A 26,850-nucleotide genomic window follows, 5' to 3' on the forward strand; every position below is an offset into this window, starting at 1 on the left:
CCCGTCAGCGCCGCACGGGGGCGAGGCGGTCGGCCGTCGTGCTCGCCCGCCCGTCAGCGCCGCGCCGCGAGGCGGTCGGCCGTCGTGCTCGCCCCGCCCGGCGTCAGCCGCGACCGTTGCCGGCTGACGGCGGCTCGGCCGGGGAGGCCTGTCGCAGACCGGTGACGCCGATCCGCTCCTCCATCAGGTCGACGGCGGCCGGCACGGTGGTGGTGACGGCGAGCAGCTCCAGACCGGAGGGGCGAATGAACCCGGCGGCGCTGAGCTGGCTCAGCCAGGCCAGCATCGGCTGATAGAAGCCCTCGGTGTCGAGCAGCACCATCGGTTTGGCGTGCTGGGCCAGCGTCGCGGTGGTCCAGACCTCGAAGAGCTCGTCGAGGGTGCCGAGCCCACCGGGGAGGGTGAGGAAGGCGTCGGAGCGCTCCACCATTGCGGTCTTGCGGCTGGCCATGTCCGCGGTGACGACGAGTTCGTCGGCGGCCCGGTCGGCGACCTCCAGGTCCAGCAGCGACTGCGGAATGATCCCGACCGTACGGCCACCGGCCGAGCGGGCGCCGTCGGTGACCGCGCCCATCATCCCGACGCAGCCCCCACCCGAGACCAGGGTGTGGCCCCGCCGGGCGATCTCCGCGCCGACGGCGAAGGCGAGGTCCAGCCAGCGCTGCTCCAGCCGCTGGGACGAGGCGCAGAAGACGCAGATGTTCGCCATCTCCACTCAGCCCTTCGGGTCCGGCGCGGACGCGTCGGCGGCCTGCTGGGCGACGGCGGTCTCCTGCACCGACTCCTGCTCGGTGGTGCGGGCCTCGGCCGAGTCGATGATGTGCCGGACGGCGACCGCCGGGTCGTCGGTGAGGCAGAGCAGATCGAGGTCGTTGGGTCCGACCTTGCCCTCGGCGACCATCGTGGCGCGGATCCAGTCGATCAGGCCCTGCCAGTAGTCGGTGCCCATCAGCACCACCGGGAACCGGGTGATCTTGCCGGTCTGCACCAGGGTGAGCGCCTCAAAGAGCTCATCGAGGGTGCCGAAACCGCCGGGCAGCACGACGAAGGCTTCGGAGTACTTCACGAACATGGTCTTGCGGGCGAAGAAGTAGCGGAACTCGATGCCGAGGTCCACCCACTCGTTGAGCCCCTGCTCGAAGGGGAGTTCGATGCCGAGACCGACCGAGAGTCCGTCGGCCTCGGCGGCACCGCGGTTGGCCGCCTCCATCAGGCCCGGTCCGCCGCCCGTGATCACCGTGTAGCCGGCTCGTGCCAGGGCGGCGCCAACCTCCTGGGCCAGCTGGTACTCCGGGCTGTCCCGCTTGGAGCGGGCGGAGCCGAAGACGCTGACGCCCGGCGGCAGGTCGGCAAGGGTGTCGAAGCCTTCAACGAACTCGGAGAGGATCCGCAGGGAGCGCCAGGAGTCCCGGGTCTTCCACTCGTTACGTCCCCAGGAGTCGAGCAGCCCCTGGTCGGCGGTGTGCGCCGCCGGTGCCCGATACCGGAACCGCATCGCCCGCTGCCGTTCGGGGCTGACCCGGTCGCCCCCCGCCGCACTGGTGTGATCCATACGGCCAACGGTAGTGGAGGAGGTGATCAGCGGGCAGTTGAGGCAGGCACGCTCAGAAAAAGTGTCGGAGGCGGCAACCAAAATCGGTTGCGGCGCGTCTCTACAGTTACATACGCGGTATGGCCGGGCCATGCATACCGAGTATGGCGGTGGGCGGGTCGAGTGGCAGAGGGAGGAATGCGTGATCAGTGACCGCGAGATGAGCCGCATCCGGCGGCAGATGCAGCAGCGAATCCGGGACGTGGTCGCCGACCGCCGCCGCGCCCGGCAGGAAGCCGCCAGGACGGCGGTCGGCGCCGACGACATCGCCGAGACCGCCGACGCCGAGACGGCGGCCTGCGCCTGCTGAACGCGGGTGCTCAGACTCCGCTCAGCCAGCGGCGCAGAATCGCGTCGCCCGCCCTGATCTTGTCGAGTTCCACGTGCTCGTCGGCATGGTGGGCCAGGTTCGGGTCCCCCGGGCCGAAGTTCAGCGCCGGAATCCCCATCGCGGCGAAGCGTGCCACGTCCGTCCAGCCCAGCTTGCCGACCGGCGCCGCGCCGACCGCCGCCAGGAACTCCTGCGCCGGCGCTGCCGTCAACCCCGGCGCCGCCCCGGGAGCGGAGTCGGTCACCCGCATCTCGTAGCCGGCGAAGACCTCCCGCAGATGCTCCTGCGCCTGCTCGGGCGTACGGTCCGGCGCGAAGCGGTAGTTGACCTCGATCTCGCAGCGGTCCGGGATCACGTTGCCCGCCACCCCGCCGCCGATCTTCACCGCGTTGAGCCCTTCCCGGTACGCGCAGCCGTCGATCTCCACCCGCCGCGCCTCGTACCCCTCCAGCCGGCGCAGCACCTCCCCGGCGGCGTGGATGGCGTTGGAGCCGCGCCAGGACCGCGCCGAATGGGCCCGGGCGCCGGTGGTGCTCACCACGACCCGCATCGTGCCCTGGCAGCCCGCCTCGACCACCCCGTGCGTCGGCTCCAGCAGCACCGCGAAGTCCGCCTCCAGCCACTGCGGGTAGGCCTGCGAGACCAGGGTCAGCCCGTTGTAACGGGCCTCGATCTCCTCGGCCTCGTAGAAGAAGTACGTCACGTCGTAGCGCGGATCGGCGACGGTGACCGCCAGGTTCAACGCCAGCGCCACCCCGGACTTCATGTCGGAGGTGCCGCAGCCGTAGAGCAGGTCGCCACGGAGCTCGGAGGGGAAGTTGTTGTTGATCGGCACGGTGTCCAGGTGCCCGGCGAGCACCACCCGCTGCGCCCGCCCCAGCTCCGTACGCGCCATCACCGTGTTGCCGTGCCGGTACGTGCTCAGGTGCGGCACCCCGCGCAGCACCTCCTCGACACAGTCGGCGATGTGCTTCTCGTCGAGCGAGACGGACTCGATGTCGACCAGCGCCCGGGTGAGCTTCACCGGATCGGCCAGGACCTCAGGGGTCAGCGGGTTCTCCATGTCTGCGAACGGTACCGTCAGCGGCATCCGGCCGAGCACGGCAGCGGCCTGAAAGCGAGAGGTGACCTGTGACGACTGCGCAGCCCGCGTGGGGCATTGGACTGGCCACGACGACCGCCGACGGCCAGGTGCTCGACACCTGGTACCCGGCCGGCAAGCTGGGGCTCGGCGAGCTTCCCGCCGACGCCGACCGCACCCTCGGCGTGCCGGCCGGCGCGCTCGGCGACCGGTCACTGCCCGGTCTGCGTACGGTCGAGGTGGTCACCGAGATCAGCTCGCTCGACGAGCCGATCTCCGACACGGCCGACGCGTACCTGCGGCTGCACCTGCTCTCCCACCGCCTGGTGCGGCCGAACGAGCTGAACCTGGACGGCATCTTCGGCAAGCTGCCGAACGTGGCCTGGACCTCGGCCGGGCCGTGCCCGCCGGAGCGGGTCGACGAGCTGCGGATCATCGAACGGGCCGCCGGGCGGCACCTGGCCGTCTACGGCATGGACAAGTTCCCGCGGATGGCCGACTACGTGACGCCGGCCGGGGTGCGGATCGCTGACGCGGACCGGGTCCGGCTCGGCGCGCACTTGGCGCCGGGTACCACGGTCATGCACGAGGGCTTCGTCAACTACAACGCCGGCACGCTCGGCGCCTCGATGGTCGAGGGGCGGATCTCCGCCGGTGTGGTGGTCGGCGACGGCTCCGACATCGGCGGCGGCGCCTCCACGATGGGGACGCTCTCCGGCGGCGGCAAGGAGAAGATCCGCATCGGTGAGCGGAGCCTGCTCGGCGCGAACTCCGGTGTGGGCATCTCCCTCGGCGACGACTGCGTGGTCGAGGCCGGCTGCTACCTCACCGCCGCCTCCAAGGTCGTCCTCCCGGACGGGCGGACCGTGAAGGCGCTGGAGCTCTCCGGCGCCGACGGCCTGCTCTTCTGGCGCAACTCCGTCACCGGCGCGCTGGAGGCGAAGCCGCGTACCGGCAAGGGCATCGAACTGAACGCGGCGCTGCACCTCAACGACTGAACCCGCCGTACCGAACGGGGCCCGGAGCGCGGATCGCGCTCCGGGCCCCGTCGTTCTCACCGCAGCCGGCACGCCGGGCCCCGGTACAGCTCAGCGGTGCGACCACTAGCTGTCAGCCGACTTCTGAAGTAGTGTTGATGTCATGTCGATACCGTTGGAGTCCGTACCGTTCTCCGACCTGCTGCGCCAGCCGGCTGAAACCACCGAGCGGCTGGCTCGCACCCGCGCGGTGCGGCTGCGTCGTCGGGACGCCGCCGACCTCGTGCTGATGTCCGCCGATCGCGCAACCGCCGAGGGCGAGATGGTCGACCTGACCGCCCGGCTGCTGGCCGCCGCCGTACGCCGGGATCCCGACCTTGTCCGGGACCTGCTGCCTGCCGTGTTGCCGTGGGCACGGTTCCTACCTCCGGCCGACGCCAAGCAGATGGCCGACGAGTTCGTTTCCATCGCAGAGGCCGCGGCCTCGATCGGCAACACCGCTGCCGTATCGCAACTGGTCACCGAATGGCGGCACACCGCCGAGATCCACGCCGATCCCGACCTGCACCGGGTCCTCTCCGCACCCAGCGCCGACGACTTCGGGCCGGTCGCGCGCCCAGCCGGCGAGTGAGCGCCAAGCGAGGCGACCGGGCGGCGCCTCCCCCGCGCCCCGGCGGCTACACGTTGCGTTTCGCCACCAACGACGCAGCCAAGGGCTGGGAGGAACTCTGCCGCCAGTCAGCCGCCAACACCCGTGTTGCGTTCGAGGCCATCGAGTCGAACCCAGTTCCGTCTCCCCCTACCAACCGACAACATCCGCTCAAGGGTTCGCTCGCCACCTCTGTCCACAACGGAAAGATGCTGCCGCAGTGGCAGTACGAGGTCACAGGCAGCGGCCGCATCTGGTATCTGCCCGACCTTGAGACGCGAACCTGCTGGATCAAACACGCGGGAACCGGGCACCCACGCGCCACGGACTGATGAGGCCGACCGGGGCCCGGAGCGCGGATCGCGCTCCGGGCCCCGTCGTTCTCACCGCAGCCGGTACGCCTGGATCACCCGCTGGGTGACGCTGTTGCCGGCGCTGTCGGTGGCGGTCGCCCGCAGCGAGACGTACTGCGCCCCGCGCGGGTGGTGCAGCTGTGCGGTCCAGCCCTTGGCCTGCTGCCGGACCTTCGCCTTGCTCCAGCTCCGGCCGCCGTCGTAGGAGACCTCGACGGTGACCGTGCGGACCTTCGCGCGCGGCGCGCCGGGCTGCTGTTCGACCCGTACCGGCAGCTCGAAGGCGCGGCCGGCGGGGGCGCTGTTGTGCAGGTCCAGCTTCGGCGCGAAGCGCACCGCCATCGCCGGGAGCATGACCGGCTCGTCACCGCGCACCGGGCCGGAGCGGAAGCTCCAGGAGGTGGAGACCTCGGTGCTCAGGTCAGTGAAGCTCCGGGTCGCCGCGGTCTCCATGCGGTACCGGCCGGCGGCGGCCGGCACCTCGAACGCGCCGTACCCGGGCTCGGCGGACTCGCCGACGAGCACGCCGTCGCGGTACAGGGCCGTCCGGGCGGTGTCGGTGAGCGACCCGCCGGCATGCCCGGCGGCGTCGGAGTGCAGCGGCACCAGGAGGTTGATGACGTCACCGGTCCGGAACAGACCGGCGGCTCCCCACGGAACCTCGGCGAAGGACTGGCTCAGCGGCGCGGCGTTCCACCGGTCGCGGTACTGCCGGCCGCCCCGGTACCGCGCGCCGTACTCCTGCAGTTCGGCCTGGACGTCCAGCCAGGGCAGGTCCTGCACCGGAGTGCCGAATGCGATGGAGGAGTCCCAGCGCACGCCGTCGGTGTTGACGTACTCCACCCGCCGGCCGGGCGTAGCGGTCGGCAGGACCGAGGCCCAGCCGCCGGTGTTGTAGCCGACATCGGCGAAGACCGACCGTTCGGCCAGCAGTCCCCCGCCGGACGCGGCGAACTCCTGGACGACCACGGCGAGGTCCCGCCTGCGGTAGTCACGCACGAACCCCGTCGGCATCCGCCCGGGTACCGCCGCGGCGACCGCGTAGAGGTACGGGCTGCTCGCCGCCTCGGCGTCCGCCCACTGGGCGGCGAAGGAGGCGACGAACCGCTCCGCCGCAACGGCCGCACCGATCTGGCCGCTGCGGAACCCGTCGTAGTTGTCGCTGAACATTCCAAAGCTGTAAGCGGCGTCCGCGCCGAAATAGTTGCCGTCGATGGTCGCCAGCACACCGGTGGCGTCGCGGTCCGGCACCGTCAGGCGGACCGGGGCGGAGCGGTTGGCGTCGATGGTGAGGCGCACGTCCCGGTCCAGGATCAACTCCGGCGCGGCCAGCACCGCCGCCTCGTCACGCACGGCGTCGGCGTCCACCGCCCAGAAGGTGGTGTGCACGCCGTATCGCCCCTTCGGCAGCCGCAGCCGCGCCGTCTGGCCGGTCTCGTCGATCGGCAAGCGGAACTCGTCGAGACTGAGGAGCGTGGCCCGGTGCCCGGCTTCGCCGCCCAGATCGAGGTCGACGAAGTCGAGGGTGAGCTCGTAGCTCTCCACCTCCTTGTTGACCGCGACCGGGGTCTGCACGGCGACGTCCCCGGCCCGGGCAACCACCCGGCCGCTCCAGTGCCCGTCCGGTCCGCCCACCCGGGTGTCGACGGTGACGGCGACCTCGGCCTTGCCGCCCGCCGGGACGGTGAGCCGGTCGGTGCCGAACCGGAAGAGCCCGTCCGGCGCGGCGGCGCCACCGGGGCCGCTGACCTCCGCGGTCAGGCTGAGCACCAGATCGGTGTCACCGGAGTTGTGGTAGGTCAGCTCCCGGGTGATCGGCTCGTCGTCGTCGTGCGGCCAGAGCGTCCGGCCGAAGGAGATGCCGGTCGGTTCGCTGGTCACGGTCTGGTCGATCGCCCGCGCCACGTCGATCCGCCCGGCTCCCTGCTCGTACGCCGTCAGCTCCGGGTTCGGCGCCGCGGAGCCCATGAGCACGCTCTTGAGCTGCCCGGCCGCCCATTCCGGATGCTGCTGCGCCAGGAGCGCCGCGGCGGCGGCGACGTGCGGGGCCGCCATCGAGGTGCCGGAGAGGGCGACGTAGCCCTCCCCGACCGGATCGCCGATGACGCCCTCGACGGCGCGGGCGGCGACGATCCCGACGCCGGGTGCGGTGACATCGGGCTTGAGGCCGTCGTCGCCGGTGCGCGGTCCGCGGCTGGAGAAGTACGCCAGCTGGTCGTCGGAGTCGACGGCGCCGACGGCGAGCGCGGCGTCGGCGCTGGCCGGCGAGCCGACTGGGGCGAAGTCGCCGTCGTTGCCGGCGGAGACGACGAAGAGCGAGCCGGTCTCGGCGGTGAGAGTGTTGACCGCCTCCTCGAGCGGATCGATCTCCGGCGTGTCGGTCCCGCCGAGGCTGATGTTGATCACCGCGGCGCGCTGCTCGACCGCGGCCCAGTGCATCCCGGCGAGGATCGCCGAGTCGGTGCACCAGTCGCTCTCGCAGACCTTGCCGCTGACCAGGGTGGCGTCCGGCGCCACGCCCCGGTACCGGCCGTCGGAGGCGGCGCCGCTGCCGGCGATGATGGAGGCGACGTGGGTGCCGTGCCCGACCGTGTCGGTGGCCTCGGGCGTCTCGCTGAAGTTGCGTGCCTCGGCGACGCGGCCGGCCAGGTCCGGGTGGGTGGCGTCGACGCCGGTGTCGAGCACCGCGACGGTGACGCCCGCCCCGGTCAGCCCGGCCTCGTACGCGGCCGGCGCCCCGATCTGGGCGACGCTGCGGTCCAGGGAGACCTTGCGCCGGCCGTCGAGCCAGATCCGCTCCGGGACGCCCGCGGCGGCACGCGCGCCGGCCTGCCCGGTGATCTGGTTCCAGACCTCGGTGGCCTCGTCCTTGTCGACCACCCCCGCGGCGCCGTCGATCGCGGGCAACTGCCGGGTGATCGTTACGCCGTCGGCGGCCGAACGCGCACTGATCCCGTTGGCGTAGGTCAGCAGCAGCGGCAGGTCGTCGCGCTCGGCGTCGCCGTAGCCGTACTCGGCCAGCGTGGTGACGTCGAAGAGGCGGGCGTCCAGGCGGCCGGCCCGGATCAGCGCCTCGGCGTCGCGCGGTACGACGTGGACGTGCCCGCCGACCCGCCGGCTCTGGAACGTCATGCCTTCACGTCCGGCGCCGGGCCGTACGGTCAGCTTGTTGCCGGCGGCGGTGACCTGGTCGCCGGTGATCAGGGTGACCCGCACGGGCGCCTGGCCGGGTGCGGCGGCGGCGACCCGCCCCGGCTCCCCGGCCGGTGTGTCAGTGCCCGGTGCTGCCACTCCCGGCGCGGCCACGCCGAGCAGCAGGACCAGCGCTGAACCGATCGTGCCCCATCTCTTTCCGGATTTCTGCAACGAAACCTCCGGTATCGGTGGACGGATCGGCACATTCTTTCATAACTGTCCATATCTCAATGCCCCCCGTCGCCCTTTCGGCGAGGTCGGAGCGTTGCGCGAAAGATTGGACGCGGGCCATCCGTACAGAGCAGGATCGGAGCCATGACGTCGATGAAGGAGCGCATGCTCGCCGGGGAGCTCTACCACGCCGACGACCCCGAGCTCGCCGCCAACCTCGCCCGCGCCGCCGACCTGATGGAGCGCTTCAACGCCACCCGGGCCACCGAGGCGCAGCTCCGCGCCGACCTGCTCGGTGAGCTGCTCGGTTCCGTCGCCGCGGACGTGCAGATCCGCCCGCCCTTCTACTGCGACTACGGCCGGTACATCAGCATCGGCGCGGGGAGTTTCCTGAACTTCGGCGTGACGCTGCTGGACGTCGCACCGATCACCATCGGGCGCAACGTCCAGTTCGGACCGCATGTGCAGGTGCTGACGCCGACGCATCCGGTGGAGCCGGAGCCGCGGCGGGCCGGCTGGGAGGCGGCGAAGCCGATCGTGATCGGCGACAACGTCTGGCTCGGCGGTGGGGCGATCGTCCTGGCCGGGGTCACCATCGGGGCGGACACCGTGGTCGGGGCCGGCGCCGTGGTCACCCGGGACCTGCCGCCCGGGGTGGTCGCGGTCGGCAGTCCGGCCCGCGTCATCCGCACGGTGAGCTGATATCCGCCGCGCGTTTCCGTGCCGCGATATCGCCACTCGGCGCCCGCCGCGGCAATTGATGTGACAGCCTCCGGACCGCCGGGCCGTGCAGTGTAAGCCCGGACACAAAAAAATTGGGAGTACGGCGCAGTTTCCGGCCGATTCACCCGTAAGAGGGTAGCCGATCGGTGTGATGAGGTGCACTCTGTGTAGTGAATCCGTCACTCTCCGGGAGGCTGCGATGGCGCAGATACTCGAACTCCGGGTGCACGGCGTTTCGAACACCTCCCCGGCAGAGATCCTCTGCATGGAGAAGTCCGACACCGAAGACCCCCACCCGACCCGCGTCGCCGGCGACGACACCACCGGCTTCTACCGCGAATCGGCCCGCGACCCCACCGCGGGCCTCACCACCGAGGCGTACAGCTGGGGGCAGCTCACCTCCGGCGCCCGCGCCGCCAAGGACATCGAGCGCGCACTGTGGACGGTGCTGCTGCCGTTCACGCTCGCCAACATCGCACTGCCCGCCCGCACCGGCATCCCCGCCGACCCGGTCACCGAACGCTGGAGCAGCCGCGCCGGCATCGCCGCCTGGCTGATCCGCCTCTTCTGCCTGAGCCTGACCGGCACGCTGGTGCTCGCCGCCACCGGCATCGGCGTGGACCTCATCGGCTGGCAGTGCGTCGACGCCGCCTGCCTGCGCCGCATCCCCGGCTCCTGGGAGTTCCTCAGCGGCGGCTGGTGGGGCACCGGTGCCCGCTCCCTGGCGCTCGGCCTGCTCGTCCCGCTCGCCATGCTCGCCGTCATCGGCCGGCTCACCTGGCGGACCTACCAGTACGAGGCCGAACTGCCCGCCGGGCCGGCCGGCGCACCGAACACCGCCCCGCCGGTCAACCCGCTGCAGGACCCGACCTTCTGGTGCGGCGAAGGCCAGGTACGGCGCGCAGCCGTCCTGCACCTCTGCGCCGGCGTGAGCGTCGCCGCCGCCGTACCGCTCGCCGCTGTCCTGCACATGGACCCGCCGCAGGGCGCCCGCGCCGTGCTGGCCTGGGGCACCGTCGCGCTCTTCGCACTGCCGGCGGTCATCACCCTGATCGCGCTCGGACAGCCGTACCTGACCCGCCGGGCCGGCAAGACCCCGCTCGGACCGTGGAGCGTGCTGATCGCCGTGCTCACCGGCGCCGGCCTGCTCGGCACTATGACGCTGCTGCTCCTGCCGGACGGGCCGGCCGGCGTACCCATGGCGCAGCTGCGCCCGCCACACGGGTGCCTGCAGGATCCGACGCTGCCCGGCTGCCTGCAGGACCGCTCCCTGCCCGGCTTCGACCGGATCCTCGCCTCCTTCGGCGCGGCGCAGGCGCTGCTGCTGATCGCCATCGGCGCGGTCAGCCGCTGCGGACGGCGGGCGCTGGCGCTGCCCGCCGTGGCGCTGCTCGCCGGCGGCGCCGCCTGGTGCTGGCGAAGCGACCTGCTGCCGCTGCTGCCGGCGGCGCCGCAGTGGCTCACCACCTCGGTGCTCGCCGTCGCCACGCTCGGGCTCGCCGCGGCCGGGCTGCTCCTGCCCCGCGTCGAAGCGGATCAGCACGGCGACGACGGCGCCGCCTGGCACGGCCTCGGCCCCGCGGTGCTCGCCACCCTCGGCTGGCTGCTCGGCATCGCCTACAGCGCCGGAATGATCTACTGGACCACCGACTGGCTCAACGGCGGCTCCGCCCCGGCCGGCTTCTCGGCGATCACCGCACCTCAGCCGATCGGCTGGGCCGGGCTGGTCTACGTCATCGCCCTGGCGGCCGTCATCGTCACCGTGCTGCGCGGCTGGGCCCTCTACAAGCGACTGCGCAAGGAGAAGCTGGCGGCGCTCGCCCCCGAGGGCAGCGAGCTCTCGGCCCACGAGCGCCGCCGTGCCCGCGACGTCGCGGCCTACCAGGGGCTGCACCGGCTGATCGGCGAACACGCCCTCACCCTCAGCGGCCACTTCGTCCTCACCCTGGCACTGCTGGCCCTCGCCGGCACCGCCGGTGTCCTCTCCGGCAGCCGGCCGCTGGCGGCCCACGCCCGCGGCGCCGCAGCCGCCGACGGCTGGGCCGGGCTCGCCCAGGGCATGGCCGACGTCGGTGGCGTGCTGCTCGGCTGGCTTCCGGTACTGGTGGCCGCGGTCGGCCTGCTGCTCTACCGGCACGACAACGTCCGCCGCTCGATCGGCGTGATCTGGGACGTCGGCACCTTCTGGCCCCGCGCCGCGCACCCGCTCGCCCCGCCGAGCTACGCCGAACGGGCAGTGCCGCAGCTGCAGACCCGCGCCGCCGGGCTGATGGCGCTGGCCGCCGACGATCCGCGCCGGATGGACGCGGTGATCCTCTCCGGCCACAGCCAGGGCGCGGTCCTCTCCGCCGCCGCCGTCCTGCAGATGCCGGCGCAGTGGCGCCGGCGGACCTGGCTCTTCTCCTACGGCTGCCAGCTGGAACGTCTCTACGGCCGGGTCTTCCCCGCCTTCTTCGGTCCGGTTCGGCTCCGCGCGGTCTCCGAGTCGCTGTGTGAAGACGGCGGCACGGTTCGCTGGACGAACTTCTGGCGGCGGACCGACCCGCTCGGCTGGCCGGTGGACGCCGGCGCCCGGGACGTGCGGATGCCCGATCCGCAGGCGCTGCACCCCAGCGCCGGTGAGGTCGAGGACCCGCCCATCCGCAGCCACGGCGACTACCCGCTCGACCCGGCGTTCCTGCGCGAACGCGACCGCGTGGTGACCCTGCTGAGCCGTCCGCTGCCACTGCCCCGCCCCGGCAGCGACCAGCCCCGCAGCGTGCACCACACCGGTTAGGCCAGGCGGAACACCAGGTCGGCGCGGGCGGCGGTGGGGGCGATCAGCGCCGCGTTGGGTTCGTCGCTGTCGCGCACCCACGCCCGCGCCGGCCCGGGCGCCCGCCCGAACTCGACGTGCCGGGCGACCAGCCGGTCCCGCCGCAGCCGCGCGTCGGCATCCAGGAACCACGCCTCGTCGAGCAGCGGACGCACCGCGTCCCAGGGCGCCTGCGGCAGCAGCAGATAGTTCCCCTCGGTCACCACGAGCCGCACCGACGGCGGCACCGCGATCGCCCCGGCGACCGGCTCCTCCAGGTCCCGGCGGAACGTCGGCGCATAGACCGTCTCCGGCGGCGCCTCGCGCAGCCGCCGCAGCAGCGCCACGAAGCCGTACCCGTCGAAGGTGTCCGGGGCGCCCTTGCGGTCGGCGCGTCCGAGGCGGCGCAGCTCGGCCTGGGCCAGGTGGAAACCGTCCATGGGCACCAGCCGCGCCGCGGGGCCGAGCGCGGCGACGAGCCGCTCGGCGAGGGTCGACTTGCCGGCCCCGGGTGCGCCGGTGACGCCGAGCAGCTGCCGGGAACCCCGTCCGGCCAGGGCATGTGCCCGCGCCAGCAGCTGCGCGAATCCCACCGGCGCCGGCGTTGTCAACCCAGGTCCGGCTCGCTGATCGCGAAGCGCGCCCGCACACCCGCCCGTACCGTCTGCGGCTGCGGGTCGAGCTCCAGCTCCGGCGCCTCGCCCATCGAGAAGCCGGCCCGGGCCATCATCAGCGGCTGATCCGCGCCACCCTCGTCGGCGAGCTCCAGCAGCGCGGTCACCCGGGCACCGAGCGCGCCGGCGTACTCCCGTCCCCGCTCGATCGCGTCCCGCACCGCGGCCTGACGCACCTCGACGGCGGCCCGGCTCTCCGGACGCAGCGACCACCACGGCCCGGAGATCTCGACCTGGTCCTGGTCGGCCAGGCGCAGCATCAGCTCACCAAGGACGGTGAAGTCGGTGACCGTGACCGTGGTGGTAACCCGTCCGTTGTAGGCGACCACCCGCTCCCCGGAGCGCTTGAGCTCCGGCCGGACCTGGAGCGCGCCGGTCTCCCGGCGTTCAACGGCGTCGGCGTACTCCTCGATCAGCACCCGGACGGCGGCCGCCCGCTCGGCGAGCCGGGCGAGCGCCGCCTGCCGGTCCTTGTCGCGGGCCTGGACCGTCACCGCGAACCGGGCGATCTCCGGCGGCACTTCACGGGACGCCTCACCGTGGACGGTAACGACCGGGGAATCAACCATGGGCTCACCCTAGCGGGGGCTCGACCGCCCCGCCGGTCATCCGTGTCGGTCGATTGACGGACGGCGTCCGGAGTAGACCACCACCGCCGCGTCACGGCGGCAGCCGGTGAGGTGACCACCCTGCTCGGCGAGCGTCACCAGAGCCGCCAGTTCCGCCTCGGCGGCGTGGGCCGGGAAGGAGAGCTCCACCTCGTCGTATGTACGGCCGGTCAGGTCGCCCCGGACCTCACGGGCCGCCTGGTAGCGGTCGATCAGCGCGGCCGCGTCACCGGCGCGCACCGCCGCGGCGAGGTCGTCGAGGACAGCGCTCACCTCGGCCAACTGCTCCAGCACGCTGTCGCGGTTGCCCAGGAGCATGTCCGCGGTGCGCTTCGCCGGGGTCGCCGCGACCCGGCTGCCGTCGCGGAAACTGCCGGCGGCGAGGCTGAGCACCGCCTCGCGCATGGGAGAGGCCGCCACCGCCCCGGCCAGTCCACCGGCGAGCAGGTGCGGCACGTGCGAGGAGAGCGCCACCACCCGGTCGTGCGTGGCCGGGGTCATCGGCACCACCCGGGCGGCGAAGACCTCCCCCAGCAGGGCGGTCAGGAAGCGGAACGGACCGATCGCCGCCGGCTCGGGACAGAGCGCCCAGGCCGCACCGGTGAAGAGGTCCGGGTCGGCGGCCATCAGCCCGGCCCGTTCGGCGCCGGCCATCGGATGCCCCGGCACGAAACGCGCCTGCAAACCCTGCGCGCGCGCCTGCGCGGCGACGGCGGACTTGGTGCTGCCGACATCGGTGAGCACGCACTGCGCGCCGGTGACCGTGGCGACCTCGGCCAGCGTCGCTGGCAGTGTCGGCAGAGGCCCGGCGAGGAAGACGACATCGCGGTCCCGGACCGCCGTCGCGAGGTCGTCGGTGAAGTTCAGTCCCCGGCGGCGGCCCTCCGCGCGGATCGCCGGATCCGGATCCCAGGCGGTCACCTCGGCGTCGACCGCACGCAGCCGCAGCAGAACCGAACCGCCGATCAACCCGGTACCGACCACCGCGACCCGCACCGGCGAGGTCATTGCGCCAGCCGGGCCGGGACCTCGGCGATCCGTTCGTCGGACTCGGTGAGGGCGACGCGTACGTGCCGGTCCCCGCCGGGGCCGTAGAAGACGCCGGGCGCGACCAGGATCCCGCGTCGCGCCAGCCAGTCCACACTGGCCCAGCACTCCTCGTCGCGGGTGGCCCAGAGGTAGAGCCCCGCCTGGGAGTCGTCGATCCGGAACCCGGCGCCGGTGAAGGCCGCGACCAGCCGGTCCCGGCGGGCCCGGTAACGCTCCTTCTGCGCCGCGGCGTGCGTCTCGTCCTGCAGCGCCGCCACCATCGCCGCCTGCACCGGAGCGGGCACGATCATCCCGGCGTGCTTGCGGATCTTGAGCAGCTCGGCGACGAGCGTCGGATCCCCGGCGACGAACCCGGCGCGGTAGCCGGCCAGGTTCGAGCGCTTGGAGAGCGAGTGCACCGCCAGGACGTTGTCGTAGGAGCCACCGCAGACCTCCGGCGCGAGCACCGAGACCGGCTCGGCGTCCCAGCCCAGCGGCAGGTAGCACTCGTCGCTGGCGACGATCGCGCCGCGCTCCCGCGCCCAGTCGACCACCTTGCGCAGATGCGCGGCGGGCAGCACCTTGCCGGTCGGGTTGCCCGGCGAGTTGATCCAGACAAGCCGGACCCGCGAATCGGGGCCGAGCGCGGTGAGCGAATCGGCGCGCACCTCGGTCGCCCCCGCCAGCCGCACCCCGTCGGAGTACGTCGGGTAGCAGATCCTGGGCACCACCACCACGTCACCGGCGCCGAGGCCGAGCAGCGTCGGCAGCCAGGCCACCAGCTCCTTCGAGCCGATGGTGGGCAGCACACCGAAACCCTCGGTGGTGGCGCCGCAGCTGCGGCGTACCCAGTCGGTGATGGCCGCCCGCAGCGCCGGCGTGCCGGCGGTGAGCGGGTAGCCGGGCGAGTTCGACGCCGCCGCCAGCGCCTGCCGGATCACCTCGGGAACCGGGTCGACCGGTGTGCCCATCGAGAGGTTGACGAGACCGCCCGGATGCGCCGCGGCCACAGTGGCCGCGGCGTCCAGTACGTCCCAGGTGAACTCCGGAAGTCTCCCGGAGACGGCTCCGGTCCGGTTCAGTGCGCGTCTCCGCGCGGGGCCTGCGCCGCCACGAGCGGAGCGTCCTGCTCGACCTTGCCGATCTTGGAAGCGCCGCCCGGGGAACCCAGGTCGGTGAAGAACTCCTGGTTCGCCGAGACGTACTCCTTCCACTGCTCCGGCACGTCGTCCTCGTAGAAAATCGCCTCGACGGGGCAGACCGGCTCACAGGCGCCGCAGTCGACACACTCGTCGGGGTGGATGTAGAGCATCCGGCCGCCCTCGTAGATGCAGTCGACAGGGCATTCTTCGATGCATGCCTTGTCGAGCACGTCCACGCACGGCTCGGCGATGATGTAGGTCACCGGTCTTCTCCTCCGCAAACGCCATTCGCGATCATCCGCGACGATAGTGAGCCTAGTATCTCGCCAGTGGGGAGGTCGATCGTGCTCAAAGAGCAGGATCTGGGCCAGCGGATGGTCGTCCGACGGATTGTGGCGGTTCGGGAGGGGCGGCCCCTCTTCTCGGACACGCTCGGTGACCTCATCGCGCTGGACGAGACCCATCTCACTATCCGCACCCGCACCGGCGAGGTCCGCATCGCCCGTACCGACGTGCACCGGGCCAAGCGGGTGCCGCCGTCCCGGCAGGCGAGCGCGGCGCAGACCGTCGAGTTGGAGCTCGCCGCCGACGAGGCCTGGCCGGCCCCGGTACGCGAACGGCTCGGCGACTGGATCCTGCGCGCGGCACAGGGCTGGACCGGGCGCGCCAACTCCGCACTGGCGGTCGGCGATCCAGGGCTGCCGCTCGACGTCGCGGCCGACGAGGTCCGCCGCTGGTACGCCGCCCGCGGCCTGCCCGCCGTGATCAGTGTTCCGCTGCCGGCGGCCCGGCGTACCGACGCGATCCTGGAGCAGCTCGGCTGGAGTGCGGCGCCGACGGTGCTGGTGCAGACCGCGCCACTGGCGGCCGTACGGCAGGCACTGGGCGGGCCCGTGCCGGCGAGGTCCTCCGACGGGACCGCGCCGGACCCGGTGAGCCCGCCAGACGGGCACGCATCCGCCGCGGTGGTGACGCTCGACGCGCGGCCGGCCGAGGACTGGCTGGAGTTCGCCGCCCGGCGGGAGGTGCCGCTGCCGGACGCGGCCCGGCACGTGCTCGGCGCCGCGCCGCAGGTCCGCTTCGCCACCATCCGCGACGCCGCCGGGAAGCCGATCGCAGCCGGGCGCGGCACCATCTCCGGCCAGGGCCGTTGGCTCGGGCTGACGTCGATGGTCGTGGCGCCGCAGTGGCGTCGCCGGGGGCTGGCCCGGCAGGTGATCACGGCGCTGGCGACCTGGGCCGCCGAGACCGGGGCGCGCGACGTCTACCTGCAGGTCGAGGAGCGCAACACCGCAGCGGTGGCGCTCTACGGGGAGCTGGGCCTGCGCACCGCCCACACCTACCACTACCGCCGGGAGCCGGCCCGGTCCTGAGCGTCAGCGGCGGACGACGCGGCGGGGCTTGCTGAGCTTCGCCTCGGCGAGCCGCCGCAGCGACTCGGAGCGGTAGTCCTTGCCGAGAGTGATCAGGACCAGGTAGCCGAAGATCGCGCCGGCCGCGGTGAACCCGAGGTAGAAGGCGATCTGCACGAAGAAGGCGTCCACCCCGTCGGCGAACGGTCCACCGCCGCTGACGAAGGGGCCGATCAGTACGGTCGCCGCCAGCGCGATGAGCACACCGGCACCGACGTAAGGGCTCCACTGGGCCAGCGGGTACCGCCGGCCCATCACGAAGCTGACCAGCGCGAGGATCACCGCGAGGACGGCGAACATGCCGAACGAGAGGCGGTCCACCGCCGCCGGCTCACCCTCCAGCGCGAAGCGGTTGATCAGCCGGGCGAGGACGTTGACCGCGAACAGCACCCCCGGCAGCACTCCCAGCAGCAGCTTACGGTCCCTCATCGCACTCTCCTCCCGGTCGCCCACGTCGTCGCCTCCCGGATACAAGTCCTACCACCGGTCCCTGGCACGAATATGTACCACGTGAAGGTCAACTACGGGGCCCCCCGGCCCCTGCATGATCATGCGGAACGCCACCACCGCGAAGGTGACGGAACCACCGAGGAGCATCAGCAACCCGACCCAACTGCCGGTCAGGAGCAGATCGCCCTCCTCGGTCGGGCTCGCGGCGATCACCATCAGCACGAACCAGGCCAGCGTCGGCAGGGCGAGCGCCCACCGGCGACCGACCGCGGCCACCGCGAAGCGGGCCAGCAGGATGTTGGCGACCACGGTCACCGGCACGGCGAGCCCGATCAGCACCCCACCGACCCGAAGGTACGCCAGGAGCAGTTCGAGCACGCCGGTGACCAGGGCCGCCAGCACCGCCACCACCCCGCCGGCGATCCGCAGGGCGAGGTCGACCGGCCGGCGCTCGGCGGCGACCGGCGACTGCGCGTACTCGAAGGTCATCGCGGCCGTGGTCACTGTCCGGCGGCCGGCGCGGCGGCCGTGGCGGGGACGCCGCTGCCGGTGTCGAGCCCGGCGAAGAGGTCGTCCTCCCAGCCGTACGGGCCGGAGCCCGGCCCCTTCTCACCGGCGGCGAGGGTGTAGTACTCCACGCCCATGAACTCGCCGCCGAAGTTGCCCGCCACCACGTAGAGCCAGGAGTTGGCCGGGATCTGGGTGCCGTGCGCCCGCATCGCCGCCTCCTTCGCCCGGTGCTGCTCGGTGGCGTCGATGCGGGCCGCGATCTCGGCGTCCGGCGTACCGAAGGGCAGCTCGTCGAGGTTGTCGACGCCGGCGAAGGGGTTGTCCGACGACTCGGCGAAGGCCTCCGCGCCCGCGGCGAGGGCGCTCTTGGGCATCGCCGTCCAGTAGATCTTCGCCGGTGCGCAGCCCTCGGCGGCGGCCAGTTCCGCGGCCCGCATCGCGACCCGGTGGGCCTGGATGTGGTCCGGGTGGCCGTAGAAGCCGTTCGGGTCGTACGTGATCATCACCTGCGGGCGGAGCTCGCGCATGATCTCCACCAGGTGACCGGCGGCGACGTCGAGGTCGGCCTGCCAGAACGCCCGCGGGTGGTCGTTGGTCGGCAGCCCCATCATCCCGGAGTCGCGGTAGCGCCCGGCGCCGCCGAGGAACCGGTGGTCGGTCACCCCCATCGCCGCACAGGCTGCCGCGAGCTCGGTGATCCGGTACCCGCCGAGCTGGTCGGCCTGGTCGGCCGCGAGCTGCGAAAGCTCCGGCAGGTGGATCTCGCCCTCCTCGCCGAGGGTGCAGGTAACCAGGGTGACGTGGGCGCCGGCGGCGGCGTAGTGCGCCATCGTCGCGCCGGTGCCGATCGCCTCGTCGTCGGGGTGCGCGTGGACCAGCAGAAGCCTTCGGTCGGGCAGGTTCGTCACGTCCGTCACTCTAGCCTCCGGCCTCGCCGAAGCGGCCCGGCCCGGTCCATCAGGTCGGCCACATCGGCGCTGTCACCGTCCTACGATCGCCATGTGGAATATCCAGAGCTGGCCGCCCGGACCGGCCGGTTCCGCCGGGGCGAACCCCGCGCGGTGACGGTGGCCGACGACGGTTCCCGGGTGCTTTTCCTGCGGTCGGGCGGACCCGAGGATCCGGCCGACGCCCTCTGGTCCTTCGACGTCGCCACCGGCACCGAACGGCTCGTTGCCGAGCCGGCACAGCTGCTCGGCGACGCCACCGAGGCGGCGCAACTGCCGGCGGCCGAGCGGGCGCTGCGGGAACGCCGTCGGCTCGCCGCCGAGGGCATCGGCTCGTACGCGACCGACCCGGCCGCCCGGGTCGCGGCCTTCACCCTCGGCGGCCGGCTCTTCCGGGCCGACCTCGTCGCCGGTGACGTGGTGGAGGTGGCGGCCGCCGGGCCGGCGCTGGACGCCCACCCCGACCCGACCGGGGAGCGGCTGGCGTACATCACCGATCCCGGCAACCACAGCCAGCTGCGGGTCATCGCCCCCGACGGCGAGGACACCCTGCTCGCCGGCGAGCAGGAGCGCGGCATCTGCTGGGGCATGCCGGAGTACGTGGCCGCGGAGGAGTTCGGCCGTTTCCGCGGCTACTGGTGGGCGCCGGACGGGCAGAGCCTGCTCGCCGCCCGCGTCGACGAGAGCCGGCTGCCGCGCTGGTACCTGCACGACGCCGCCGACCCGTCGAGCACACCGACCGATTTCGCCTACCCGGTCTCGGGCGGGGCCAACGCCGATGTCAGCCTGCACCTGCTGGACCTCGACGGCGGCTGGGTGGACGTGCACTGGGACCGGGAGACCTACCCGTACCTGGCGGCGGTGCACTGGACGGCGGGCAATCCGCTGATCACGGTGCTGCGCCGGGAGCAGCAGCACGGATTGGTGCTGGCGATCGACCCGCGCACCGGGGAGACCCAGGTGCACGCCGAGCTGGCCGACCCCCGGTGGGTGGAGCCGATCCCCGGCACCCCGGCGCACCTGCCCGACGGGCGGGTGCTGGTCGGCGGCGAACTCGGCCACGACGGGTACGACGCCCGCTGCCTCTTCGCCGACGGCACCCTGCTCACGCCCCCGTCGCTCTACGTACGGCGGGTGGTGGGGCGGCTGCCGGCCGAGCGCAACCGCGCCGACGTGCTGGTGGAGGCGAGCGACGGCGACCCCGGCCACCAGCAGCTGTTCCGGGTGCGCACCACGATCGGCGCGGGTGTGGAGGCCAAGCGGGTCACCAGCGAACCGGGCTGGCACACCGCCGCCGTCGGCGGGGACGTGACAGTGATCGGGGCGGCGTCGCTGGACCATCCCGGGGTGCGGTGGAGCGTCTGGCGCGACGGGGAGCAGATCGGCGTGCTGCGGTCGCTGGCCGCGACACCGCCGTACGCGCCGCGGCCGATGCTGGACCGGGTCACCGACCGGCGGATGCCGGCGGCGGTGCTCTATCCCCGCGGGCACGTCACCGGCCGCAAGCTGCCGGTGCTGCTCGACTGCTACGGCGGGCCGGGCCACCAGGAGGTGCTCTCGGCCCGGTCGGCGTGGCTGGAACGGCAGTGGCTGGCCGACGCCGGGTTCGCCGTGGTGACGATCGACAACCGCGGTACGCCGGGGATCACCCCGTCGTTCGAGAAGGCGATCCACCGGCGGGTGGCCGACGTGGTGCTCGGCGACCAGATCGACGCGCTGACCTCGCTGACGGAGAAGCACCCCGATCTGGATCTGGAGCGGGTGGCGATCCGCGGCTGGTCGTTCGGCGGCTGGCTGGCGGGGCTGGCGGTGCTGCGCCGCCCGGAGCTGTTCCGCTGCGGGATCGCCGGCGCGCCGGTGACCGACTGGGCCCTGTACGACACGGCGTACACGGAGCGCTATCTGGGGTTGCCGCAGGACGCGGCGGAGGTCTACGCGCACCACTCGCTGGTGGAGCTGGCGGCGGAGCCGCCGGCCCGGCCCGACGATGCCCGTCCGCTGCTGCTGGTGCACGGGATGGTCGACGACAACGTCTCGGCGGCGCACACCTGGCGGCTCTCGGCGGCGCTGCTGGCCTCGGGACGTCCGCACTCGGTGCTGCCGCTGCCGAGCGTGACGCACATGGCGGCCGGCGGGATCGCCGAGCGGCTGCTCCGGCTGGAGCTGGACTTCCTGCGCCGCAACGTCTAGAAGGCCGGACCGAACCCTGGCGGGCTGACTGCGGCGTCGCCGGCGCCGTCCGGGGTGGACGGCGCCGGCGAACGACACGGCCCTACTGCTTGACGTAGGCGTTGACGAAGCTGGTCCAGCCGAAGATGCTGCCGATGAAGAGGCCGCCGGCCTTGGAGCCGTGCGCCACTGTCACCACCTCGACGTAGAGCGGCACCGCCGGCGCGTGCTCTTTCATGATCCGCTCGTCGAGCTTCGACCACTCGTCGGCCTGGGCGACCGGGTCCATGGCGAGCACCCGGTCGAACTCGGCGTTGATCCCCGGGTCGTTGAGCTGGGAGGTGTTGCTGTTTCCCTCGTCCTTGATGCTGCGGCCGTCGAAGAGCACCGGCAGGATCGCCGCGCCGCTGGGCCAGTCCGCGGCCCAGGAGTCGACCCAGATGTCGTACGGGTTGTCCTTCTTCTTGACGGTGTCCAGGTAGCCGTCGGCCGGGACCGGCTTGATGACGATCTTGAACCCGGCCTTCTCCAGCGCGGCCTTGATGTGCCCGGCCCGCTCCTGGGCGACCGTCTCGTCGGAGGTGACCAGCACCAGCTCGGGGGTCCGGCCGGCGAGCAGCTCCTTGGCCTTGCCCGGGTCGCCGCTCTCGCCGGCCGGGTAGGCGTCGTGGTTGCGGTAGCCGAGGGTGGCCGGCGGCAGCAGAGTGGTGGAGGCGACGGCGCCGTACTGGCCGCCGAGGCCCTTGACGATGCTGCTGCGGTCGATGGCGTGGTTGATCGCCTGCCGCACCGACAGGTCGGTGACCCGGGTGGTGTTGATGGCGAGGCGGAACGCGTTCGGCGTGGCCGAGATGAGCGTCCGCTCCTTGATCGCGGGGTCTCCGGCGACCCGGGAGACCAGCTCCGCGGGGACCGCGCCGGTGGCGACCGCGGCGGCGTCGTCGCCGGTGTCGGCGATGACCCGGTTGGTCTGCGCGGTCTGGTCGGCGCCGAAAGACCAGACGAACCGGTCCGGGTACTGGTGGCGTACCGGGTCGGTGTTCGGGTCCCAGTGCTCGTTGCGCTCCAGCACCAGCTCCACGCCGGGCGTGTGCTTCGTGATCTTGTACGGCCCGGAGGAGAAGGGCTGGTTGTCGAGGTTCACCCCGGTGTCCTTGGCCGGCGGCAGCGGCGCGGTGGCCGGCAGCGACGCGGCGAAGGGAAGGTCGCAGCGGGGCTGGGCGAACTCGAAGCGCAGGGTCTTGTCGTCCGGGGTGCTCAGTCCCGGCGGCAGGGAGTCGGGGCTCTCGGCGAACTGCCAGGCGGTGTCGAACTGGGCGGTGCCGGCCAGCCACTCCTGCAGGTAGGTCGGGCCGCCGGTGAGGTCGGGGCTGAACGAGCGGGCGATCCCGTACGCGATCTCCTTGCTGGTGATCGCCGAGCCGTCCTCGAACTTCACCCCGTCCTTGATCTTGAATTCCCAGACCTTGCAGTCACCGTCGACGTTCGCGCCGGGGGTCTCGGCGAGGTCGCCGACGAGGGTGACGTTGCCCTTGCCGTCGTCGGTGAAGGCGGTCAGCGTACGGGCGTAGAGCTGGCTGCCCATCAGGCCGGCGAACGAGTACGCCCGCTGCGGGTCGAGGTGGGAGATCTTGCTCTCCCGCAGGATGTGGAACGTGCCGCCCTTTGTCGCGCCCGGCACCTCCGGCGCCGGCCCCAACGAGTCCTTCGGGTCGGTGGCGATGGCACCGGTGCGGACCTGGTCGGGGTCGAGGACGTCGTCGCTGTCCCCGGTGTTCTCACTGCACGCCCCGAGCGCCACGGCCAGTGCCAGCGCACCGCCCGCGGCGGTGACGAGTCTTGCTCGCATACCTCACTCCTCCGGTTGAGAATTCCGTCGCATCGACCACGCCGGCGCTTTGCGCGCGGGCGACCGGTCGTGCCGATCCCCGTACGCCGGCGGCCTGCTCATCCGAGCCGGACCCGCGGATCGATGAAGGCGTAGAGCAGGTCCACCACCAGGTTCGCCACCACCACGAAGACGGCGGCGAGCAGAACGGTGGCCATGATGGTCGGCAGGTCCCCCTGCCGGACCGCCTCGACCGCCGTGCGCCCCAGCCCCTGGAGCCCGAAGGTGGTCTCGGTGATCACCGTGCCGCCCAGGGCGCTGCCCACGTCGAGCCCGGCGACGGTCACGATCGGGGTGATGGCGGCGCGCAGCGCGTGCCGGCCGTAGACCCGCCGCTTCGGCGCCCCCTTGGCGCGGGCGGTGCGGATGAAGTCCTCGTTGAGGGTCTCGACCATCTGGGCGCGGGCGAGCCGGGCGTAGATCGCGGAGAACATCAGCGCCAGCGTCAGCCAGGGCAGCACCATCCCCTGCGCCCAGGCGAGCGGGTCCTCCAGCGGCGATACGTACCGCGGGGTGGGGAGGATCTTCAGCGTGTAGACGAAGATCAGCAGCAGCACCGCGCCGACGAAGTAGAGCTGCATCGAGGCGAACGTCAGCGTGAAGCCGATCGAGATCCGGTCCAGCAGCGTGCCGCGGCGCAGCGCCGAGACCATGCCCAGGCCGACGCCGAGCGCCAGCCAGAGCACCGCGGCCGGCAGCACCACGCTCAGCGTCACCGGCAGCACCCGGGCGAAGGTGTCGGCGACCGACTCGCTGTTGACATAGGAGTAGCCAAGGCACGGTGCGGCACACTGGCCTCCCTGGGCGCTGCCCAGGTCACGGCCGACGAAGATGCCCTTCATGTAGTTGGCGTACTGCTCGGTCTTCGGATCGTTGAGGCCGAGTTCGGTGCGGACCCGATCCAGCCGTTCGGCGTTGCAGTTCTTCGGGCACATGCCGGTGACCGGGTCGGCGGGGAGGGCGAAGAAGAGCCCGAAGGCGATCACGCTCACCGCGAAGAGCACCGAGACCGCCAGCAGGAACCGCTTCAGCAGGAAACGCAGCATCGCGGGCCCCTCACCGTGACGACTTCGGGTCGAGCGCGTCGCGCAGCGCGTCGCCGAAGAGGTTGAAGGCCAGCACCAGCACGAAGATGGTGACGCCGGGGAAGAAGACGTACGCCGGGTCGGTCTGCACGTACGAGATGCTCCGGTAGATCATCCGGCCGAAGCTCGGCACCGACTCGGGCAGGCCGACGCCGAGGAAGCTCAGCGCCGCCTCGCCGGTGACGTACGCCGGCACGGTGAGCGAGAACGACACGAGGATCGGCGCCCAGATGTTCGGCAGCAGCTGCCGGAAGAGCATGTGCCCGAGTCCGGCGCCGGCGGCGCGGGCGGCTTCGACGAACTCCCGTTCTCGCAGCGAGACGACCTGCCCGCGGACCAGCCGGGCGGTGCCGGTCCAGCCGAAGGCGGCGAAGACCACGATCAGCGTGCCGACGGCGAACCAGGTGGGGATGGCGTCGCGGGGGCCGTAGAAGCGCAGCGAGAAGGTCGGCACCACCGCGAGCGCGAAGATCAGGAAGGGCATCGCCAGCGCCACGTCGGTGACCCAGCTGATCACCGCGTCCACGACACCGCCGAGATAGCCGGCGATGATCCCGAGCACCACACCGAGGCCGGTGGTGATCAGCGCCGCGCCGAGCGCGATCAGCAGCGAGGTGCGGATGCCGTAGACCATGCGGATGAAGATGTCCCGGCCGATGCCGGGCTCCAGCCCGAACCAGTGCTCGCCGCTGACCCCGCCGACGTAGCCGAGCGGCATGCCGGTGCTGTCGAGCAGGTCGGTGAAGCGCTCGTTGGGGGTGACGCCGTAGAGCCGCTGGATCAGCGGCGCGGCCAGCGCGAGCAGGACAAAGAGCAGCAGCACCGTACCGCTGACCAGGGCGGTGCGGTCGCGGCGCAGCCGGGCCCGGATGAGCTGCCCCGGTGACCGGCCGACGACCCCGGCGTCACGCGGACCGGCGAGCGCCGCCTCGTCGGCGACGTCGGGCGACGGCGCGCCGGGCCGATCCCCGGTGGCGGCGGCGAACTCACCCGGCGACAGACTCATCGCGCCCCTCCGGCGGCAAGCGGTGAGCCGGCCGGCTCGGGGAAGTGACAGGCCGTCGCCTGCGCGGCGCCGTCGCGGCTGATCAGGGCGGGCTCGGAGGTCGCACAGATCGGCTGCGCCTTGGGGCAGCGGGTGCGGAACCGGCAGCCCGAGGGCGGGTCGAGCGGCGTCGGCACGTCGCCGTCGAGACGGATCCGCGTCCGCGGGTCCGCGCCGAGGTCGGGGACCGCGGAGAGCAGCGCCCGGGTGTACGGGTGCTGCGGGCGCTCGTAGATGTCGGCCCGGTCCCCGATCTCCACGATCCGCCCGAGGTACATCACCGCCACCCGCTGGCAGAAGTGCCGCACCACGGCGAGGTCGTGGGCGATGAAGACGAAAGCCAGCCCCAGCTCGCGTTGCAGGTCGCGCAGGAGGTTGACGACCTGGGCCTGGATGGAGACGTCGAGGGCGGAGACCGGCTCGTCGGCGACGATCAGCCTGGGCCGCAGGGCCAGCGCCCGGGCGATGCCGACCCGCTGGCGCTGCCCGCCGGAGAACTCGTGCGGGTAGCGGTTGTAGTGCTCGGGGTTGAGCCCGACCAGCTTTAGCAGCTCGCGTACCCGGGCCGGCACCCCGCCCGGCGGTCTGATGCCGTTGACCCGCAACGGCTGCGCCACGATCTCGCCGACGGTGTGGCGGGGGTTCAGCGACGCATACGGGTCCTGGAAGATGATCTGGAGGTCTTGGCGCAGCGCGCGCAGTGCGCGGCCGCGGGCGCGGGTGATGTCGCGCCCGGCGAAGACGATCTGCCCCGCGGTCGGCTCCAGCAGCCGCACCAGCATCCGCCCGGTGGTGCTCTTGCCACAGCCGGACTCCCCGACCAGGCCGAGGCTCTGCCCGGCGGGCACCTCGAAGTCCAGGCCGTCGACGGCGCGGACCGGGCCGCGGCGACCCCAGCCGCCGCGGACCGGGAAGTGCTTGGTCAGTCCGGTCACCCGCAGCAGCGGCTCGGGCGGAGTTTCCACTGTCATGACTGCCTCCCCACCGCCGCCGCTGTGCCCGGCCCGAGGTGGGCCCGGTCCGCCTCGTCGAGGTGACAGGCGACCTGCTGTCCGGGGGCGCCGGCGGCACGCAGCACCGGCACCTCGGTGCGGCACCGGTCGCCGTTGCGCGCGGCGTAGCGGCAGCGGGGGTGGAAGGCGCAGCCGGGCGGCAGGGCGAGCAGGCTCGGCGGGTTGCCGCTGATCGGCAGCAGCTCGGCCTCGGCCGGCCCGTGCAGCGACGGCACACTCGCCAGCAACCCCCAGGTGTACGGGTGCTGCGGCTCGCGCAGCACCCGGGCGGTGCTGCCGTACTCGACCGCGCGGCCGCCGTACATCACCAGGATGTCGTCGGCGACCTGGCCGACCACCCCGAGGTCGTGGGTGATCAGGATGATCGCCGAACCGAACTCGGCCTGCAGGTCGGCGAGAAGGTCCAGGATCTGCGCCTGGACGGTGACGTCGAGGGCGGTGGTCGGCTCGTCGGCGATCAGCAGCTGCGGGTCGTTGGCGAGCGCCATCGCGATCATCGCGCGCTGCCGCATGCCACCGGAGAACTCGTGCGGGTACTGGTCGACCCGGCGGGCGGGCTGCGGGATGCCGACCCGGCCGAGCAGGTCGACGGCGCGCTGCCGGGCCGCGCGCCGCGAGGCCTGCCGGTGGTGCAGCCGGTACGCCTCGGCGATCTGCTTGCCGACGGTGTAGTACGGGTGCAGCGCGGAGAGCGGATCCTGGAAGATCATCGCCATCTCCCGGCCGCGCAGCCGGCGTAGCTCCTCATCGGGGCGGCCGACCAACTGCCGGCCACCGAGGAGGATCTCGCCGCTGACGGTGGTGCGCCGCGGGTCGTGCAGGCCGAGGATCGCCAGGCTCGTCACGCTCTTGCCCGACCCGGACTCCCCCACGATGCCCAGGGTGCGGCCGGCCGCCACGGTGAACGAGACCCCGTCGACGGCACGCAGCGGCCCGTCGCTGGTGTCGAATCCGACTCGCAGATCGGTCACCCGCAGGTAGGGCTGGGCCGTCGTCGGCTCGTTCTCCACGCG

24 protein-coding genes and 1 pseudogene are annotated in these 26,850 nt (G+C 72.6%); 8 read left to right on the top strand and 17 right to left on the bottom strand.

Annotated features, from left to right (window positions below):
* Nucleotides 1-169: 169 nt before the first annotated feature.
* Both ACK8GG_RS17945 and ACK8GG_RS17950 read right to left on the bottom strand, forming a co-directional pair.
* Nucleotides 170-709: pseudogene (locus ACK8GG_RS17945) on the bottom strand (LOG family protein); the annotation flags it as partial.
* A 6-nt stretch (nucleotides 710-715) separates the two neighbouring features.
* Nucleotides 716-1,495, bottom strand: coding sequence for an LOG family protein (locus tag ACK8GG_RS17950; protein WP_440349824.1), 780 nt, complete (start codon nucleotides 1,493-1,495; stop codon nucleotides 716-718).
* Nucleotides 1,496-1,733: 238 nt separating this feature from the next.
* Between ACK8GG_RS17950 and ACK8GG_RS17955 the strand changes: the two genes are divergently transcribed.
* Complete coding sequence (locus ACK8GG_RS17955) at nucleotides 1,734-1,901, top strand: hypothetical protein (RefSeq protein WP_440352606.1); 168 nt, start codon at nucleotides 1,734-1,736, stop codon at nucleotides 1,899-1,901.
* A 10-nt stretch (nucleotides 1,902-1,911) separates the two neighbouring features.
* On the opposite strand, the gene dapE is transcribed toward ACK8GG_RS17955, so the two are convergent.
* Nucleotides 1,912-2,985 carry a succinyl-diaminopimelate desuccinylase gene (gene dapE / locus ACK8GG_RS17960; RefSeq protein WP_440352605.1) on the bottom strand — a complete coding sequence of 358 codons (1,074 nt, stop codon included), beginning with the start codon at nucleotides 2,983-2,985 and terminating at the stop codon, nucleotides 1,912-1,914.
* Nucleotides 2,986-3,053: 68 nt separating this feature from the next.
* Between dapE and dapD the strand changes: the two genes are divergently transcribed.
* The 3 genes from dapD to ACK8GG_RS17975 all read left to right on the top strand — a co-directional run bounded on the left by dapD (nucleotide 3,054) and on the right by ACK8GG_RS17975 (nucleotide 4,961).
* Entirely contained in the window at nucleotides 3,054-4,001 is a 948-nt protein-coding gene (gene dapD, locus ACK8GG_RS17965) for a 2,3,4,5-tetrahydropyridine-2,6-dicarboxylate N-succinyltransferase (RefSeq protein ID WP_440356846.1), read from the top strand.
* A 142-nt stretch (nucleotides 4,002-4,143) separates the two neighbouring features.
* Nucleotides 4,144-4,611, top strand: coding sequence for a hypothetical protein (locus ACK8GG_RS17970; RefSeq protein ID WP_440356847.1), 468 nt, complete (start codon nucleotides 4,144-4,146; stop codon nucleotides 4,609-4,611).
* Nucleotides 4,612-4,664: 53 nt separating this feature from the next.
* The gene (locus tag ACK8GG_RS17975) at nucleotides 4,665-4,961 is read left to right on the top strand and encodes a hypothetical protein (protein ID WP_440356848.1); all 297 of its coding nucleotides are present in this window, start codon (nucleotides 4,665-4,667) and stop codon (nucleotides 4,959-4,961) included.
* 51 nt (nucleotides 4,962-5,012) lie between these two features.
* On the opposite strand, the gene ACK8GG_RS17980 is transcribed toward ACK8GG_RS17975, so the two are convergent.
* Nucleotides 5,013-8,348 carry a S8 family serine peptidase gene (locus tag ACK8GG_RS17980; protein WP_440356849.1) on the bottom strand — a complete coding sequence of 1,112 codons (3,336 nt, stop codon included), beginning with the start codon at nucleotides 8,346-8,348 and terminating at the stop codon, nucleotides 5,013-5,015.
* 144 nt (nucleotides 8,349-8,492) lie between these two features.
* On the opposite strand from ACK8GG_RS17980, the gene ACK8GG_RS17985 reads away from it, so the two are divergent.
* Both ACK8GG_RS17985 and ACK8GG_RS17990 read left to right on the top strand, forming a co-directional pair.
* Entirely contained in the window at nucleotides 8,493-9,050 is a 558-nt protein-coding gene (locus tag ACK8GG_RS17985; protein WP_440352601.1) for a sugar O-acetyltransferase, read from the top strand.
* A gap of 220 nt (nucleotides 9,051-9,270) precedes the next feature.
* Entirely contained in the window at nucleotides 9,271-11,847 is a 2,577-nt protein-coding gene (locus ACK8GG_RS17990; protein WP_440352600.1) for a hypothetical protein, read from the top strand.
* Here the strand turns inward: ACK8GG_RS17990 and ACK8GG_RS17995 are convergent.
* Genes ACK8GG_RS17995 through fdxA form a run of 5 tightly spaced genes read right to left on the bottom strand, consistent with a single transcriptional unit; the run spans nucleotide 11,844 to nucleotide 15,581 of the window.
* Entirely contained in the window at nucleotides 11,844-12,458 is a 615-nt protein-coding gene (locus ACK8GG_RS17995; protein ID WP_440352599.1) for a nucleoside/nucleotide kinase family protein, read from the bottom strand. The two genes, ACK8GG_RS17990 and ACK8GG_RS17995, sit on opposite strands and share 4 nt — an antisense overlap.
* Nucleotides 12,459-12,472: 14 nt before the next feature.
* Nucleotides 12,473-13,108, bottom strand: coding sequence for an SIMPL domain-containing protein (locus tag ACK8GG_RS18000; protein ID WP_440352598.1), 636 nt, complete (start codon nucleotides 13,106-13,108; stop codon nucleotides 12,473-12,475).
* Nucleotides 13,109-13,144: 36 nt separating this feature from the next.
* Nucleotides 13,145-14,155, bottom strand: coding sequence for a prephenate dehydrogenase (locus ACK8GG_RS18005; RefSeq protein WP_440352597.1), 1,011 nt, complete (start codon nucleotides 14,153-14,155; stop codon nucleotides 13,145-13,147).
* Nucleotides 14,152-15,258 (bottom strand): succinyldiaminopimelate transaminase, encoded by a 1,107-nt coding sequence (gene dapC, locus ACK8GG_RS18010; RefSeq protein WP_440353339.1) that lies wholly within the window; start codon nucleotides 15,256-15,258, stop codon nucleotides 14,152-14,154. Before dapC ends, ACK8GG_RS18005 begins: the two co-directional genes overlap by 4 nt.
* On the bottom strand, nucleotides 15,255-15,581 hold the full coding sequence (gene fdxA, locus ACK8GG_RS18015; RefSeq protein WP_440349681.1) for a ferredoxin: 327 nt from the start codon (nucleotides 15,579-15,581) through the stop codon (nucleotides 15,255-15,257). Before fdxA ends, dapC begins: the two co-directional genes overlap by 4 nt.
* Nucleotides 15,582-15,692: 111 nt before the next feature.
* Between fdxA and ACK8GG_RS18020 the strand changes: the two genes are divergently transcribed.
* Nucleotides 15,693-16,691: a GNAT family N-acetyltransferase gene (locus tag ACK8GG_RS18020; RefSeq protein WP_440356888.1), complete on the top strand. Its 999-nt coding sequence runs from the start codon at nucleotides 15,693-15,695 to the stop codon at nucleotides 16,689-16,691.
* A gap of 3 nt (nucleotides 16,692-16,694) precedes the next feature.
* Here the strand turns inward: ACK8GG_RS18020 and ACK8GG_RS18025 are convergent, their stop codons facing one another.
* Genes ACK8GG_RS18025 through mshB form a run of 3 tightly spaced genes read right to left on the bottom strand, consistent with a single transcriptional unit; the run spans nucleotide 16,695 to nucleotide 18,607 of the window.
* On the bottom strand, nucleotides 16,695-17,159 hold the full coding sequence (locus ACK8GG_RS18025) for a hypothetical protein (RefSeq protein ID WP_440349682.1): 465 nt from the start codon (nucleotides 17,157-17,159) through the stop codon (nucleotides 16,695-16,697).
* A 48-nt stretch (nucleotides 17,160-17,207) separates the two neighbouring features.
* A complete protein-coding gene (locus tag ACK8GG_RS18030; RefSeq protein WP_440352596.1) occupies nucleotides 17,208-17,669 on the bottom strand; it encodes a hypothetical protein in 462 nt (153 codons plus the stop codon).
* A gap of 11 nt (nucleotides 17,670-17,680) precedes the next feature.
* Complete coding sequence (gene mshB / locus ACK8GG_RS18035; RefSeq protein WP_440349684.1) at nucleotides 17,681-18,607, bottom strand: N-acetyl-1-D-myo-inositol-2-amino-2-deoxy-alpha-D-glucopyranoside deacetylase; 927 nt, start codon at nucleotides 18,605-18,607, stop codon at nucleotides 17,681-17,683.
* A gap of 84 nt (nucleotides 18,608-18,691) precedes the next feature.
* Here mshB and ACK8GG_RS18040 point away from each other — a divergent pair, with 84 nt between their 5' ends.
* Nucleotides 18,692-20,827, top strand: a complete 2,136-nt coding sequence (locus ACK8GG_RS18040) for a S9 family peptidase (RefSeq protein ID WP_440352595.1) — start codon at nucleotides 18,692-18,694, stop codon at nucleotides 20,825-20,827.
* Nucleotides 20,828-20,909: 82 nt separating this feature from the next.
* On the opposite strand, the gene ACK8GG_RS18045 is transcribed toward ACK8GG_RS18040, so the two are convergent.
* The 5 genes from ACK8GG_RS18045 to ACK8GG_RS18065 all read right to left on the bottom strand — a co-directional run bounded on the left by ACK8GG_RS18045 (nucleotide 20,910) and on the right by ACK8GG_RS18065 (nucleotide 26,847).
* The gene (locus tag ACK8GG_RS18045; RefSeq protein ID WP_440352594.1) at nucleotides 20,910-22,655 is read right to left on the bottom strand and encodes an ABC transporter substrate-binding protein; all 1,746 of its coding nucleotides are present in this window, start codon (nucleotides 22,653-22,655) and stop codon (nucleotides 20,910-20,912) included.
* Nucleotides 22,656-22,753: 98 nt separating this feature from the next.
* Nucleotides 22,754-23,740: an ABC transporter permease gene (locus tag ACK8GG_RS18050; RefSeq protein ID WP_440352593.1), complete on the bottom strand. Its 987-nt coding sequence runs from the start codon at nucleotides 23,738-23,740 to the stop codon at nucleotides 22,754-22,756.
* A gap of 10 nt (nucleotides 23,741-23,750) precedes the next feature.
* Nucleotides 23,751-24,785: an ABC transporter permease gene (locus tag ACK8GG_RS18055; RefSeq protein WP_440352592.1), complete on the bottom strand. Its 1,035-nt coding sequence runs from the start codon at nucleotides 24,783-24,785 to the stop codon at nucleotides 23,751-23,753.
* Entirely contained in the window at nucleotides 24,782-25,795 is a 1,014-nt protein-coding gene (locus ACK8GG_RS18060; RefSeq protein ID WP_440352591.1) for an ABC transporter ATP-binding protein, read from the bottom strand. Before ACK8GG_RS18060 ends, ACK8GG_RS18055 begins: the two co-directional genes overlap by 4 nt.
* The gene (locus tag ACK8GG_RS18065; RefSeq protein WP_440352590.1) at nucleotides 25,792-26,847 is read right to left on the bottom strand and encodes an ABC transporter ATP-binding protein; all 1,056 of its coding nucleotides are present in this window, start codon (nucleotides 26,845-26,847) and stop codon (nucleotides 25,792-25,794) included. The genes ACK8GG_RS18060 and ACK8GG_RS18065 overlap by 4 nt, the downstream gene beginning before the upstream one ends.
* Nucleotides 26,848-26,850: the final 3 nt, after the last annotated feature.

It is taken from the genome of Melissospora conviva, from assembly GCF_049523535.1.
GTDB lineage: Bacteria > Actinomycetota > Actinomycetes > Mycobacteriales > Micromonosporaceae > Melissospora > Melissospora conviva.

Coding starts and splice junctions, on each gene's coding strand:
- ACK8GG_RS18000 (WP_440352598.1), bottom strand. CDS start 13,108: ATGGTTGATTCCCCGGTCGTTACCGTCCACGGTGAGGCGTCCCGTGAA.
- ACK8GG_RS18030 (WP_440352596.1), bottom strand. CDS start 17,669: ATGACCTTCGAGTACGCGCAGTCGCCGGTCGCCGCCGAGCGCCGGCCG.
- ACK8GG_RS17950 (WP_440349824.1), bottom strand. CDS start 1,495: ATGCGGTTCCGGTATCGGGCACCGGCGGCGCACACCGCCGACCAGGGG.
- ACK8GG_RS17990 (WP_440352600.1), top strand. CDS start 9,271: ATGGCGCAGATACTCGAACTCCGGGTGCACGGCGTTTCGAACACCTCC.
- ACK8GG_RS18050 (WP_440352593.1), bottom strand. CDS start 23,740: ATGCTGCGTTTCCTGCTGAAGCGGTTCCTGCTGGCGGTCTCGGTGCTC.
- ACK8GG_RS18055 (WP_440352592.1), bottom strand. CDS start 24,785: ATGAGTCTGTCGCCGGGTGAGTTCGCCGCCGCCACCGGGGATCGGCCC.
- ACK8GG_RS18020 (WP_440356888.1), top strand. CDS start 15,693: ATGGTCGTCCGACGGATTGTGGCGGTTCGGGAGGGGCGGCCCCTCTTC.
- dapE (WP_440352605.1), bottom strand. CDS start 2,985: ATGGAGAACCCGCTGACCCCTGAGGTCCTGGCCGATCCGGTGAAGCTC.
- ACK8GG_RS17970 (WP_440356847.1), top strand. CDS start 4,144: ATGTCGATACCGTTGGAGTCCGTACCGTTCTCCGACCTGCTGCGCCAG.
- ACK8GG_RS18045 (WP_440352594.1), bottom strand. CDS start 22,655: ATGCGAGCAAGACTCGTCACCGCCGCGGGCGGTGCGCTGGCACTGGCC.
- ACK8GG_RS18025 (WP_440349682.1), bottom strand. CDS start 17,159: ATGAGGGACCGTAAGCTGCTGCTGGGAGTGCTGCCGGGGGTGCTGTTC.
- ACK8GG_RS18005 (WP_440352597.1), bottom strand. CDS start 14,155: ATGACCTCGCCGGTGCGGGTCGCGGTGGTCGGTACCGGGTTGATCGGC.
- ACK8GG_RS17985 (WP_440352601.1), top strand. CDS start 8,493: ATGACGTCGATGAAGGAGCGCATGCTCGCCGGGGAGCTCTACCACGCC.
- ACK8GG_RS18060 (WP_440352591.1), bottom strand. CDS start 25,795: ATGACAGTGGAAACTCCGCCCGAGCCGCTGCTGCGGGTGACCGGACTG.